Origin of the sequence: Brachybacterium rhamnosum (assembly GCF_039526185.1) — a bacterium.
Taxonomy (GTDB): Bacteria; Actinomycetota; Actinomycetes; order Actinomycetales; family Dermabacteraceae; genus Brachybacterium; species Brachybacterium rhamnosum.
Map to the genome: position 1 here is coordinate 1425746 of NZ_BAAAIS010000002.1, position 13272 is coordinate 1439017.

Below are 13272 nucleotides of genomic sequence, written 5' to 3' on the forward strand. Positions count from 1 at the left end.
ACGCGCAGCGGCCCGCCTCCGGAAGGAGGCGGGCCGCTCGCGTTCGTCAGGGTCGGGCGCTCAGACGACGAGCACCTCGGAGGGGGAGGAGAGGAGCAGCTTCTGCACGGTGAGGCCCATGAGGTGCCGGCCCAGCTCCCGCTGCCGGCGGATCCCGAGCACGAGCAGCTCGGCCCGCTCCTGCTCGACGACCCGCAGCAGCACGTCGGCGATGTCGTCCTCCGTGCGCTCCTGGCGCACCTCCACGCGCACCGCGGCGCCGCGCAGGTGATCGGCGGCGATGTCCAGCTGTCCCTCGTCGGCGTGCCGGGGATCGTCCTCGACGCCGTCGCGCACCACGTTGACCAGGATCAGCGGGCCGCCGCGGCGCTCCGCCTCGGTGCGGGCCGCGTCGAGCGCCGCGAACCCCACGTCGGTGGGGATGAATCCGACGACGACTGCCATGACCACTCCTGGGGTGCTGCTCGGGGACCGGGGCGCCGCGACGGTGCGCGATCTGCCCCGATCCTACGGCGTGCGCGGGGGCGGGCGGTCCGGGGTCCGCTCCCTTCCCGCCGGAGCCGCGGGAGCCGGGCTCAGACCTCGGCGTCGGGGAGGACGACGTCGGAGCGGGTCTGGCCGGAGAGCTTCTGGATCTCGTCCATGATCCGTGCCGTCAGCAGGCGGCGACGGGCGCCCTTGCTCAGGCTCGGATCGATCTCGGCGACCTCGATCGGACGGCCCACGCGCACGGACACCGTGCCGCGCACCTTCCGCCACGGGACGGAGAAGATCGACGGGGTGTTCTTCACGCCCACCGGCACCACCGGGCAGCCGGACTCGATCGCGAGCCATGCCGCGCCCTGCTTCCCCGGGTGCAGCAGGCCGTCCTTGGAGCGCGTGCCCTCGGGGTAGATGCCGAACCCGTGCCCCTCGCGCAGCACCTCGAGGCCCGCCTGCAGTGCGCCCTTGCCGCTCGAGAGCGCCTCACGGTCCAGCGGCACCGCGCCCACCTGCTCGAAGAAGGTCTTGAGGATCCAGCCCTTGAGGCCGGGCTTCTTCCAGAAGTCGTCCTTGGAGACGAAGTGGACCTCGCGGTCGAACACGACCGGGATGAGGAAGGAGTCGACGTTGGCGAGGTGGTTCGCCGCCATGACGTACCCGCCCTCCCGGGGCACGTTCTCGAGCCCGGTCACGCGGGGCTTCCAGAACAGGCGGACATAGGGGCGCACCAGGGCGCGGGCCCCGTAGTAGAACGCGGTGGGCACGGTACCTCCAGGAGGGGTCGACGATCGGGGACACCGTACCGCCGCGGGCGCTCCCGGGCCGTGCGGGACCGCCCCGTGAGGGCCCCGGTGTGTGTGGTAGAACAGGCGCAGCGCCCGCGCCGGCCGTGCGCGGCGCCCCGGGCCGGTGAGGCCCCACGGCGACCGCACGCGGTCCGGGCGCCCGCCCCGCCCAGCCCGAGGAGCTCCCCCGACATGCCCAAGACCCTGAACATCGCCGTCATCGGCGCCGGGACGATGGCCCAGGCGGTCCATCTGCCGGTGCTGCGACGGCGCTGGGACCGCTTCGCCGTCACCGCGCTGGTGGACCACTCCGAGCGTCGGCGCCGCGAGTCCGCGGAGGTCTGGGGCATCGCCGAGGAGAAGCGGTACGCGACCGTCGGCGAGCTCGTCGACGCGATCCGCTCTCGCGCGATCACCGTGGACGCCGCACTGCTGTCCACCGACGGTCTCCACGTCGACGACCTCCTGCAGCTCCTGCGCCGCGGTGTGCCCGTGCTCGTGGAGCCGCCGCTGGGCTACTCCGCCGCGGAGATCGCGAAGATCGCGGACTTCGAGCGGATGACCGGCCGGAACCTCGTGATGATGGCGTACCCCCAGCAGTACGACGACTCCGTGGGGCGCATCGCCGAGCAGATCGCCGTCAAGGACGTGCGGATGATCGAGCACCGGGTCCTCATGCCTGCGAGCCAGCCGCTGTTCGGCGGCGCCCACGTCACCACCTCGGCCTACGACCTGCCGGCGGAGCAGCGCAGCGAGCGCCGCAACGCCCTGCAGGAGGCCGTGGTCGCCGGCAGCGGCGAGAGCGCCACCCAGCGCGACCGCGACCTCTACGTCAAGGGTCTGCTGACGGGCGTGGCCCATCAGCTCTCCGTCATCGAGTCCGTCTACGGCCCGCTCACCGAGCTCACCGCCGTGCGCCACTGGCCCAAGGGCGTCATCCCCGGCTCGATCGAGCTGCTCGGCGAGCTCGAGGGCGGCGCGCACGTGCACCTCGTGTGGCACTACCTGCCCTTCGCCCCCGAGTACTCCGAGACCCTGCAGATCCTCTCCGCGCGCAAGCGCCTGGACCTCGAGCTGTTCGCCCCCTCCCACGGGGACCGTCGCTCCACCCTGCACCTGCGGGAGAAGAAGTCCGGCGTCGTCACCGAGGTCGCGACCGTCGCGGGCCTGGGCTCGGCGGAGTCGATGTGGGAGGCGTTCCACGCCTTCGTCGAGAAGGGCGAGGCGCCGATCTCCGGCCCCGCCTCCGCCCAGCAGCAGGTGGCGCTCCTGCGCAAGGTGCTCGCCGCGATCGTCGAGGCCGACGGCCGCGACATCGACGCGGTCGTGGAGAAGGAGGAGCCGGAGGCCGACGCCCCGGTGGCCGCGGAGGAGGGGACCGGGATCGAGGTGGTCGCCCCCGCCGCTGCCGCCTCGACCGTCACGGAGCCTGCCGAGCCCACCGAGGCTGCTGAGCCTGCCGAGCCCCCTGCTCCTGCGGAGCCCGTCGTGCTCCCGTCGGAGCCGGCCCCGCTCGCGGGCGAGCCCACCGAGGTCCTCCCGGACCTCTCCAGCGAGGCCGAGCCGTCCACGCGCACCGACGGCATCGTCGATGCCTGGTCCGTCGAGGGCGTGCCGAGCGAGGGTGAGCCGGTCGAGGGCGAGCCGGTCGGGGACGACGTCGCCGCCTCCTCGTCGTCCGAGGATCCCGCGCTCCCGCACGAGTCCACCGGTCCGATCCGCTCGAGCTGGCCCCCGGCCGCCGCCGGATCCGCCGAGGGCCCCGCCTCCGATGCCGCCGAGCCGTCGACGGGGGAGGGGTCCGCGCCGGACGCCGGCCGCTGACCGGGCACCTTCCCCACACCGTCACAGGGCGCCGCACCCCCGGGTGCGGCGCCCTGCGACGTGTCGGCCCCGCGCCGTCGACGGGGCGTGCTGGGGACGGTCTGGGGACGGCCGGGGGAGCCCGGGGGACGACACGCCGGGACACGCCGAGCGGATCACGATCCTCGCCGGGCGACGGACCTCACGTCGAGCCCCGGGGTGCTGCTCCCGGAGGGGTCCGTCCCCACCGGCGGAGGGCCGCCCGGACCCCCGTCCACAGGCCCTCAGGGCCCGCATCCTCGGGGTTCGTGCGTGGTGGGCGGCGCGCTGTCGTCCTCGTCCACCGCCGTCCCCCGCCATCCACATCCCCTCCACAGGAGTGCTGTGGATGACAGACATGTAGTTCAGTACATCTTGTGGTCTCCCCAGCCGGGCACCACTAGGTGTAGTGTTGGAGAGGTCGCGGTGATCCACCGCAGAACCGCCGGACGGGCCCCTGATCAGGGGTCCTCGCCGGAGGGATCCCACCCCGCTCACCGCATGAACACCGCTCCTCGCGCCGCCTCGGCGCGGCGCTCGAGAAAGGCCCTCTTCCCGTGGACATCACCGTGTACTCCAAGCCCCTCTGCGTCCAGTGCGACGCCACCAAGCGCGCCCTGAACAAGGCCGGCGTGGCCTACGACGTCGTCGACGTGACCGAGGACGCCGAGGCCCTCGCGCACATCAAGTCGCTCGGCTACGTGCAGGCCCCCGTCGTCATCACCGGTGAGGACCACTGGTCCGGCTTCCGCCCGGACAAGATCAAGGCGGTCGTCGCCTCGGCCGGCGCCGCGGCGCCGCGCCGCACCGCCGCCGTCTGACGACCCGGAGGGAGGAAGGCGTGTCCGCCCTCGTCTACTTCTCCTCGGTGTCGGGCAACACCCACCGCTTCGTCGAGAAGCTCGGGCTCCCCGCGCAGCGGATCCCGCTCTACCCCAAGGAGGAGCCCCTCGTCATGGACGAGGAGTTCGTCCTCATGGTCCCGACCTACGGCGGGGGCAACGGCCGCGGAGCCGTCCCCAAGCAGGTCATCAAGTTCCTCAACGACCAGCGCAACCGGACCCTGATCCGGGGCGTGATCGGTGGGGGGAACACCAACTTCGGCGAGACCTACTGCCTGGCGGGGGACATCATCTCCGCCAAGTGCCAGGTCCCCCACATGTACAAGTTCGAACTCCTGGGCACGCCGCGCGACGTGCAGCGGGTCCACGACGGATTGGAAGAGTTTTGGCGACACTGACCGAGATGCCAGCGGTCGAGCACCACAAGCAGCTCGACTACCACGCGCTCAACGCGATGCTGAACCTGTACGGACCGGACGGGAAGATCCAGTTCGACAAGGACCGCCTCGCCGCGCGGGAGTACTTCCTGCAGCACGTGAACCCCAACACGGTGTTCTTCCACTCCCTCAAGGAGAAGCTCGACTACCTCGTCGAGAACGAGTACTACGAGCAGGCCGTGCTCGACCAGTACGACTTCTCCTTCATCGAGTCGCTCTCCGAGCAGGCGTACGCGAAGAAGTTCCGCTTCCCGACCTTCCTCGGCGCGTTCAAGTACTACACCTCGTACACGCTGAAGACGTTCGACGGGAAGCGCTACCTCGAGCGCTTCGAGGACCGCGTCCTCATGGTCGCCCTCGCCCTCGCGCGCGGTGACGAGCAGCTCGCCCGCGACCTGGTCGACGAGATCCTCGACGGCCGCTTCCAGCCCGCGACCCCCACCTTCCTCAACGCCGGCAAGGCCCAGCGCGGCGAGCTCGTCTCCTGCTTCCTGCTGCGCATCGAGGACAACATGGAGTCGATCGGCCGCTCGATCAACTCCGCCCTGCAGCTGTCCAAGCGCGGCGGCGGTGTGGCCCTCCTGCTCTCGAACATCCGCGAGTACGGCGCGCCGATCAAGCACATTGAGAACCAGTCCAGCGGCGTCATCCCCGTGATGAAGCTCCTCGAGGACTCCTTCTCCTACGCGAACCAGCTCGGCGCGCGCCAGGGCGCCGGTGCCGTGTACCTGCACGCGCACCACCCGGACATCCTGCGGTTCCTCGACACAAAGCGCGAGAACGCCGACGAGAAGATCCGCATCAAGACCCTCTCCCTGGGCGTCGTGATCCCGGACATCACCTTCGAGCTCGCGAAGAAGAACGAGCCGATGTACCTGTTCTCCCCGTACGACGTGGAGCGCGAGTACGGCAAGCCCTTCGCGGACGTCAACGTCACCGAGAACTACCGCGAGATGGTCGACAACCCGCGCATCGCGAAGAAGAAGATCAAGGCGCGCGAGTTCTTCCAGACCCTCGCCGAGCTGCAGTTCGAGTCCGGCTACCCGTACATCATGTTCGAGGACACGGTGAACCGGGCCAACGCCATCCCCGGCAAGGTCACCCACTCGAACCTGTGCTCGGAGATCCTGCAGGTCGCCACGCCGTCCACGATGAACGACGACCTCAGCTACGACGAGCTGGGCCGCGACATCTCCTGCAACCTGGGCTCGCTGAACATCGCCAAGGCGATGGACTCCCCGGACTTCGCCCGCACCATCGCGACGTCGATCCGCGGCCTCTCCGCCGTCTCCGACACCTCGGACATCGAGTCGGTGCCCACCATCGCGGAGGGCAACCGGAAGTCCCATGCGATCGGCCTGGGCCAGATGAACCTCCACGGCTACCTCGCCCGCGAGGCGATCCACTACGGATCCGAGGAGGGCCTGGACTTCACCAACATGTACTTCTACGCGGTGACCTACCAGGCGATCCGCGCCTCGATGGAGATCGCCAAGGAGCGCGGCGAGGTCTTCTACGACTTCGAGAACTCCGCCTACGGCACCGGCGAGTACTTCGACAAGTACATCGACGGCGAGTGGGTCCCCCGCACCGAGAAGATCCGCGCGATCTTCGAGGCCTCGAGCGTGCACCTGCCCACCCCGGCGGACTGGACGCAGCTGCGCGAGGACGTGAAGAAGCACGGCATGTACAACGCCTACCTGCAGGCGGTGCCGCCCACGGGCTCCATCTCCTACATCAACGGCTCGACCTCCTCGATCCACCCGATCGTCTCCAAGATCGAGATCCGCAAGGAGGGGAAGATCGGCCGCGTGTACTACCCGGCGCCGTACATGACGAACGACAACCTCGAGTACTACGAGGATGCGTACGAGATCGGCTACGAGAAGATCATCGACACCTACGCCGAGGCCACGAAGCACGTGGACCAGGGCCTGTCGCTGACCCTCTTCTTCCCGGACACCGCCACCACCCGTGACGTCAACAAGGCGCAGATCTACGCCTGGCGCAAGGGCATCAAGACCCTCTACTACATCCGCCTGCGGCAGATGGCCATCGAGGGCACCGAGGTCGAGGGCTGCGTGAGCTGCATGCTCTGAGGTCCCCCCTCCGCCGACGGGCGGGTCTCCCTACGGGGAGGCCCGCCCGTCGGCGTCCATGGCCACCGTCCACAGCGTGCGAAGCACCGAGGCGTCCGTGCTGATACCGGTCGCGGTGATCGGGGAGCTGATCCTCTGGGGCGCGGCCCTGCTCGCGACCGGCTATCGCCGCGTCATGCCGTTGTGGGCCCGCCCGTCCTGGCTGCGCCCGCACCGTCGCGCCGAGCGGGAGCGGCTGCGCGCGGACGACCGCTGAGCCCCGCGCGAGCGCCGGCCCTGCGGGCGCGGCGCGCTCAGCCCTCCTCGCGGGCTCCGGACCGACCGGCGGTGAAGCGTCGCGTGGCCGCGAGATCGCGGTCGCCGAGGCCCGCGTCGACGAGCTCGTCGTAGGCGGCGCGCAGGGCCGGGAGCAGAGTGCCCTGGGTGCCGGTGGCCTCCGCGGTCTCCGCCGCGAAGCGGAGGTCCTTGACCATGTACTTCGCGACGCCGCTCGGGGAGTCGTCGCCGGTCGTGAACTTCTCGCGGCGCGCCCGGAGGAACGCGGAGCCCGCGTAGCCGCCGCCCAGCACGTCGAAGAGGGTCTCGAGGTCGATCCCGCTGCGCTCGGCGAGCACGGTCACCTCGCCGAGGGCGAGCGCGGTCGCGCCGACGATGAGCTGGTTGCAGGCCTTGGCGACCTCGCCGGCGCCGAGCGGGCCCAGGCGCACGGGAGTGCCGCAGGGGGCGATCAGGCGGGCCGCGAGGGCCGTGTCCTCCTCGGCGCCGCCGAGCATGATCGACAGGGTGCCGGCGCGGGCGCCGTCCTCGCCGCCGGAGACGGGGCAGTCCACGACCCGCACGCGGCCGTCGGTGCGGGAGCGGAGGTCCGCGTCGAGGGCGCGCACGGCGACGGGGGAGGAGGTGGAGCCGATCATGAGCAGGAGGTCGCCCGCGCCGGCGAGCAGGCCGTCCTCGCCCTCGAGCAGGGGCTCGAGCTCGGGGAGGTCCGGGAGCATGACGAGCACGGCGGTGCTGGCCGCGGCGAGCTCGCGCGGGGTGGCGGCCCAGGCGGCGCCCTGGTCGGTGAGCTCGGGCCGAGGCCGACGGGAGCTCACCGTGAGCGCGCCGTGGGCGGCGAGGAGGTGCTCGGCCATGGGCAGGCCCATGGCGCCGAGGCCCAGCACGCCCACCGTCGGCGCCGGGCCGTCCGGAGCGGAGGCGGGTGACACCGGCTGGGGCGTCGGGGCGGGGAGCAGGACGTCGTCGTGGCTCATGGCACGAGGTTACCGCGAGACCAAACAGTAGAACAGTGTCCAATATGTTGAACACGCGCTAGGGTGGAGCCGACCCTGTTGCCGAACCGGCCTCGCCGCAGAGGACCGGGCGAAGGAGCTCCCGTGTCCACCACCTCTCCCGCCCCCGCCGTCGGTGATCGCGCCGCCGCGCCCACCGACCGGCTCCGCGTCGTCATCGCCACGGACCTCCCCGAGGACCTCTGCCGCCGCATCGAGGAGGCGCAGCCCCGCGTCGAGGTCGTCCGCGATCATGCGCTCTACCGCCCCCGCCGCGGCCCGGCCGACTGGTCCGGCGACCCCGCCCACGAGCGCACCGCCGAGCAGCAGGCCGCCTTCGACGCGATGGTGGACTCCGCCGACGTGCTCTTCTCCCTGCCCGACGTCGACCCCGCCGCGCTCGCCCGCACCGTCGCCGCGAACCCGCGCCTGCGCTGGGTGCAGGCCATGGCCGCCGGCGGCGGCTCGCAGGTCCTCGCCGCCGGCCTCGACCGCGAGGCCCTCGACCGCATCACCTTCACCACGACCGCCGGCGTGCACGGCCGGCCGCTCGCCGAGTTCGCCCTCTTCGGCGTGCTCGCCGGCGCCAAGACCCTCCCGCGCCTCGGCGCCCAGCAGCGGGCCCACGAGTGGACCGACCGCTGGGAGATGCAGCATCTCGACGAGATGACCGTGCTCGTCGTGGGCCTCGGCGGCATCGGCCGCGCGTGCGCCTCCCTCTTCCGCGCCGCGGGCGCGCGCGTGCTCGGCACGACCCGAAGCGGCGTGGCCGTCGAGGGTGTCGACGAGCTCGTCCCGATCGACGACCTCGCCGCCGCGGCCGCCCGCGCGGAGGCGATCGTCGTGACCCTGCCCGGCACCGCCGCGACCGAGGGCCTCGTGGGCGAGGAGGTGCTCGGTGCCCTGCGTCCCGGCACGATCGTGGTGAACGTCGGCCGCGGCACCGTGATCGACGAGGTCGCGCTCCACGCCGCCCTCGAGGACGGCCGTGTGGGCTTCGCCGCCCTCGACGTCTTCGCGACCGAGCCGCTGCCGGAGTCGAGCCCCCTGTGGGATCATCCCCGTGTCCTGGTCAGCCCCCACACGGCGGCGCTGTCCTCGCGCGAGGAGGAGCGGATCGTGCGGCTGTTCGTGGACAACCTCGACCGCTTCCTCGACGGGCGGGAGCTGCGCAACGTGGTGGACACCGTCGAGTTCTACTGATCGACCAGGAGTGCCCATGAGCGCCAGCACCACCCCCGAGGGGCGCGACCCCTCACCCGCCGTGAGCCGTGCGATGGGGGTGCTGCGGGCGCTCGAGGCCGCCGGCGCCCCGCTGACCCTCTCCGAGGTCGCCCGCGGCCTCGGGATCGCGAAGTCCTCCGCCTCGAACATCTGCCAGGCCCTCGAGGCGGAGGGCATGATCCAGCGTGCCGAGAGCGGCTACCGCCTGGGGCTGCGCACCGCGGAGCTCGGCGGCGCCTTCGCCGCCCAGTTCAACCAGGTGCGCGAGTTCTACGCCGTCGTCGAGGCGGATCCGCTGCTGCGCGGCCAGGTCGTGCAGGTCGCCATGCTCGACGTGCCCGACGCGATCTACCTCGCCCGCCACGAGGGTCGCCGCGAGCGCCTCGGCACGCCGCTCGGCTCGCGCCTGCCGCTCGTGCACTGCGCGGTCGGCAACGCCATGCTGCTCGCCATAGGTGATGCCGAGGTCGAGGAGGTCCTCGGGGCCTCGACCTTCACGCCCTCCACCGAGCTGTCCGTGCGCACCCCGCAGCAGGTACGCGAGAAGATCGCCGCCGCCCGGGAGCGCGGCTACGCGATCGACCGCGGGGAGTCCTTCGCCGGCGTCCACGGCGTCGCCGCGCCCCTGGATCCCTGGCAGCCCGGTGACCCCCGCATGGCCGTCGGCGTCGCCCTCAGCGCCGCCGAGGCGGACGAGGGCACCGTCGCGGGCATCGGCGAGGCCCTCGTGGGGATCGCCGCCCAGCTCACGAACCCGCTCTCGCGCCGCCCGTCCTGACCTCCGGCCGGCCCTCCGGCGTCGCGGCCGTGGATCCACAGGAAACCCGTTCGTTCAACCTGTTGCACAGTGTTCAGAATTGAGTACAGTGGGCGTCACCCGCGGCGCACGCCGCCCGCATCCGACGCCCTTGCCCGCTTCGGTCGCATCGAAGGAGATGCCATGAGCTCGACGACGAACTCCCCTCACCCCACGGGGGCCCCGCAGCCCGACGCCACGGACCCTGCTGCCGCCGCTGCGTCCGCTGACTACGCCGCGAACCTCCGCCGCGCCACGCTCTCCTCGAGCATCGGCAGCGCGATGGAGTACTTCGACTTCGCGATGTACGGCCTCATGACCGCGCTCGTGTTCAACACACTGTTCTTCCCCGAGGGCAACCCCGCGATGAACACCGTCGCCGCCTTCGGCATCTACGGCGTCGGCTTCGTCGCCCGCCCCTTCGGCGGACTCATCTTCGGCACCCTCGGCGACCGCCTGGGCCGCAAGTGGGTCCTCGTGATCACCGTGCTGCTGATGGGCGGCGCCTCCACCCTCATCGGCGTGCTGCCCACCTTCCACCAGGCCGGCTACCTCGCCCCGATCATGCTCGTGGTGCTCCGCCTCCTGCAGGGACTCGGTGCGGGCGCCGAGCAGGCCGGGGCCACCGTGCTCATGGCCGAGTACTCGCCCGTGCGCCGCCGCGGCTTCTTCTCCGCCCTGCCGTTCATCGGCATCCAGGGCGGCACGCTCCTCGCCGCGCTCGTCTTCTCCCTGCTCACCCTCATGCCCGAGGAGTCCTTCCTCGCCTGGGGCTGGCGCCTGCCCTTCCTCGCCTCGTTCGTGCTGATCATCATCGCGCTGTTCATCCGCTCCCACCTGCGCGAGACCCCCACCTTCGTGCACCTCGAGAAGCACGAGCAGGTCGCCGAGCGTCCCCTGCGCGAGATCTTCACCCGCGGCCGCGCCGGGGTCGTCGTCGGCATCGGCCTGCGCATGGCGGAGAACGGCGGCAGCTACATGTTCCAGTCGCTCGCCCTCGCCTTCGTGACCTCCGCCGCGATCGGCATGGACCGCGGCACCGTCACCTGGGGCGTCACGATCGGTGCGCTCATCGGCACGATCACGGTCCCGCTCTCGGGCCACCTCTCCGACCGGTTCGGCCGCGTGCCCGTCTACCGCGCCGGCGCCGTCTTCATGCTCGCCTACACCTTCCCGGCCTGGTACCTGCTCTCCTCCGCAGGCGAGGGCGTCGCGGTCGCCGTGATCGCGATCGGCATCGGCGTCGCCGTGAACACCATGCTCGGCCCGCAGTGCGCGATGCTGCCCGAGCTCTTCGGCGCCAAGCACCGCTACCTCGGCGTGGCCATGGCCCGCGAGATCTCCGCGGTGCTCGCGGGCGGCCTCGCCGGTGTGCTCGGCGCGGCGATGCTCGCCTGGACCGGCGGCAACTGGACCGTGCTCGCCGTCTACATGGGCACGCTCGCCTCGATCACCGTCGCCTCGACCTTCCTGGTCCCCGAGACCCGTGGCCGTGACCTGCTCCGCACGGAGGACGCCCTGCGCATCTCCTGCGACGAGCACGACCACGACGTCCCCGACGTGCCCGCCGCGGCTCTCGCCCAGGTCCCCGCACAGGATGCGGTGCCGACGGACGGCGCCGTGGACGGCGGCCGCGCGTCCGTCGGCCCCGAGACCGCCGGGGCGGGCCGGACCCCGCTGCCGACGACCGCCGGCTGACGGCACCTGCCCCCTGGGGCGCAGGAACGCCGGAGGGCGCTGGGAGATCTCCCAGCGCCCTCCGGCGTTCGTCGTGCACCTCGAGGGTGCTCCGCTCAGGAGCGGCGGCGGTACCGCTCGGAGCTGCGGGTCGTGGGCAGCAGGGTGTCCGCCTGCTCGAGGGACAGCCCGTTCGTCTCCGGCAGGAACAGCTTCACGAACAGCAGCGAGATCACCGCGAAGGCCGTGAAGATGCCGTACGCGAGCCCCAGCGACACGTCCGCCACCACCGGGAAGGAGGTGCTGACGATGAAGTTCGCGATCCAGTGCATGCCGGTCGCCACGCCCATCGCCTTGCCGCGCAGGCGGGTCGGGAAGATCTCGCCCAGCAGCACCCACAGCACGGGGCCCCAGGTCGCGCCGAAGAAGACCACGTAGAGGTTCGCGGCGACCAGCGCGATCGGGCCCCACGCCCCCGGCAGGGACGGTGCGCCGTCGACCTCGACGGACTGCGAGAAGGACAGGGCGAGCGTCGCGAGGGTGACGATCATGCCGCTCGAGCCGATCAGCAGCAGCAGCCGACGGCCGATCCGGTCCACGAGACCGATCGCGATGAACGTGACGGCGATGTTCACCAGACCCGTCACCACGGAGATCGTGAACGAGTCGGACTCGGTGAAGCCCACGGACTGCCACAGGGTCGTGGAGTAGTAGAAGATCGCGTTGATGCCCACGAACTGCTGGAGCATGCCGGCGGCGATACCGACCCACACGATGGGCTTCAGGCCCAGCAGGCTGCCCTTGAGGGAGCCCGAGCGGCCGATCTCCTCGTCCTTGAGCGCCTCGCGGATGTCCCGCAGCTCGCGGTCCATCTCCTCGGGCGCGACGATCGTCGCGAGCACCTCGCGAGCCTTCTCCTCCTTGCCCTTCATCATGAGGAAGCGCGGGGACTCGGGGATCACGAGCGCGACCACGCCGTAGACGACGGCGGGCACGGCGCCCACGAGGAACATCCAGCGCCAGGCCGGCAGGCCCAGCCAGAGCTGCTGGGCGGCGCCGCCGGCGCTGTTCGCGAGCACCGCGTTGGACAGCAGCGCCGCGAAGATGCCGATCGTGATCGCGAGCTGCTGGAGGGAGGCGAGGCGGCCGCGGATCTTCCGCGGGGCGATCTCCGCGATGTACGTGGGTGCGGTGACCGAGGCGATGCCGATGCCGAGGCCGCCGATGATCCGCCAGATCACGAGATCCGCGACGCCGAAGGCGAGGCCCGCGCCGATCGAGGAGGAGAGGAACAGGACGGCGCCCACGAGCATCACCGGGATGCGGCCCCAGCGGTTCGCGAGACGACCGGCGAAGTAGGCGCCCACCGCGCAGCCCAGCAGGGCGCTCGCGACCGCGAAGCCGGTGATCGCGGGGTCGAGGCCGAACTGCCCCTCGATGGCGCCGACGGCGCCGTTGACCACGGAGGAGTCGAAGCCGAACAGGAACCCGCCGAGGGCTCCCGCGAGGGCCAGCGCGAGCACGCGCGCGCTCAGCGCCTTCGCGCCGGGGGCGGGGGAGTCGGGCGGCTCCGCGACGGTGCGGCGGGGTTCAGTGGACACGGAGGGCTCCGATGCTCGGGGACGTCTGGCACGACGCCGGATCGGGGCGACCATGCGGATTCCCCCGAACCGACTGTGGCGGCGACGAGGATAGACCCTCCGACGGGGGCTCGGCGAGACGGTGTCAGCGGGCCGACAGAGGGGGCCGGTCCACTCCGTGGCCGTGAACGTGCACATCCGCGCGCTGCGGGGGTAGGTTCGAGCGAGCGGTCCCT

12 protein-coding genes are annotated in these 13272 nt (G+C 71.7%); 8 read left to right on the top strand and 4 right to left on the bottom strand.

What is annotated here, in order from left to right:
- Positions 1-60: 60 nt before the first annotated feature.
- Both ABD080_RS08365 and ABD080_RS08370 read right to left on the bottom strand, forming a co-directional pair.
- Positions 61-444, bottom strand: coding sequence for a universal stress protein (locus ABD080_RS08365; protein WP_137770027.1), 384 nt, complete (start codon positions 442-444; stop codon positions 61-63).
- A 131-nt stretch (positions 445-575) separates the two neighbouring features.
- The gene (locus ABD080_RS08370) at positions 576-1247 is read right to left on the bottom strand and encodes a lysophospholipid acyltransferase family protein (protein WP_137770028.1); all 672 of its coding nucleotides are present in this window, start codon (positions 1245-1247) and stop codon (positions 576-578) included.
- A 213-nt stretch (positions 1248-1460) separates the two neighbouring features.
- On the opposite strand from ABD080_RS08370, the gene ABD080_RS08375 reads away from it, so the two are divergent.
- From ABD080_RS08375 to ABD080_RS08395, 5 genes are all read left to right on the top strand, one after another.
- Positions 1461-3092, top strand: coding sequence for a Gfo/Idh/MocA family oxidoreductase (locus ABD080_RS08375; RefSeq protein WP_343904370.1), 1632 nt, complete (start codon positions 1461-1463; stop codon positions 3090-3092).
- Positions 3093-3667: 575 nt separating this feature from the next.
- The gene (gene nrdH, locus ABD080_RS08380; RefSeq protein ID WP_168198047.1) at positions 3668-3931 is read left to right on the top strand and encodes a glutaredoxin-like protein NrdH; all 264 of its coding nucleotides are present in this window, start codon (positions 3668-3670) and stop codon (positions 3929-3931) included.
- Positions 3932-3951: 20 nt separating this feature from the next.
- A complete protein-coding gene (gene nrdI, locus ABD080_RS08385) occupies positions 3952-4350 on the top strand; it encodes a class Ib ribonucleoside-diphosphate reductase assembly flavoprotein NrdI (RefSeq protein ID WP_103384852.1) in 399 nt (132 codons plus the stop codon).
- A gap of 5 nt (positions 4351-4355) precedes the next feature.
- Positions 4356-6488, top strand: a complete 2133-nt coding sequence (gene nrdE, locus ABD080_RS08390) for a class 1b ribonucleoside-diphosphate reductase subunit alpha (protein ID WP_264451510.1) — start codon at positions 4356-4358, stop codon at positions 6486-6488.
- Positions 6489-6564: 76 nt separating this feature from the next.
- Positions 6565-6744, top strand: a complete 180-nt coding sequence (locus tag ABD080_RS08395) for a hypothetical protein (protein WP_343904371.1) — start codon at positions 6565-6567, stop codon at positions 6742-6744.
- Between the two features lie 37 nt (positions 6745-6781).
- Here ABD080_RS08395 and ABD080_RS08400 read toward each other — a convergent pair whose 3' ends face one another.
- Positions 6782-7741, bottom strand: a complete 960-nt coding sequence (locus tag ABD080_RS08400; protein WP_343904372.1) for an NAD(P)-dependent oxidoreductase — start codon at positions 7739-7741, stop codon at positions 6782-6784.
- 123 nt (positions 7742-7864) lie between these two features.
- On the opposite strand from ABD080_RS08400, the gene ABD080_RS08405 reads away from it, so the two are divergent.
- The 3 genes from ABD080_RS08405 (at position 7865) to ABD080_RS08415 (ending at position 11477) form a co-directional block, all read left to right on the top strand.
- Positions 7865-8962, top strand: coding sequence for a D-2-hydroxyacid dehydrogenase (locus tag ABD080_RS08405; protein WP_343904373.1), 1098 nt, complete (start codon positions 7865-7867; stop codon positions 8960-8962).
- 16 nt (positions 8963-8978) lie between these two features.
- Positions 8979-9761 carry an IclR family transcriptional regulator gene (locus tag ABD080_RS08410; RefSeq protein WP_343904374.1) on the top strand — a complete coding sequence of 261 codons (783 nt, stop codon included), beginning with the start codon at positions 8979-8981 and terminating at the stop codon, positions 9759-9761.
- A gap of 162 nt (positions 9762-9923) precedes the next feature.
- Positions 9924-11477, top strand: coding sequence for an MFS transporter (locus ABD080_RS08415; protein ID WP_343904375.1), 1554 nt, complete (start codon positions 9924-9926; stop codon positions 11475-11477).
- A 95-nt stretch (positions 11478-11572) separates the two neighbouring features.
- Here ABD080_RS08415 and ABD080_RS08420 read toward each other — a convergent pair whose 3' ends face one another.
- The gene (locus ABD080_RS08420) at positions 11573-12991 is read right to left on the bottom strand and encodes a sugar porter family MFS transporter (protein ID WP_240811289.1); all 1419 of its coding nucleotides are present in this window, start codon (positions 12989-12991) and stop codon (positions 11573-11575) included.
- Positions 12992-13272: the final 281 nt, after the last annotated feature.

Excerpts from the sequence above, each read along its gene's own strand:
- nrdE (WP_264451510.1), top strand. The coding sequence starts at position 4,356 with ATGCCAGCGGTCGAGCACCACAAGCAGCTCGACTACCACGCGCTCAAC.
- ABD080_RS08365 (WP_137770027.1), bottom strand. The coding sequence starts at position 444 with ATGGCAGTCGTCGTCGGATTCATCCCCACCGACGTGGGGTTCGCGGCG.
- ABD080_RS08375 (WP_343904370.1), top strand. The coding sequence starts at position 1,461 with ATGCCCAAGACCCTGAACATCGCCGTCATCGGCGCCGGGACGATGGCC.
- ABD080_RS08415 (WP_343904375.1), top strand. The coding sequence starts at position 9,924 with ATGAGCTCGACGACGAACTCCCCTCACCCCACGGGGGCCCCGCAGCCC.
- ABD080_RS08400 (WP_343904372.1), bottom strand. The coding sequence starts at position 7,741 with ATGAGCCACGACGACGTCCTGCTCCCCGCCCCGACGCCCCAGCCGGTG.
- ABD080_RS08410 (WP_343904374.1), top strand. The coding sequence starts at position 8,979 with ATGAGCGCCAGCACCACCCCCGAGGGGCGCGACCCCTCACCCGCCGTG.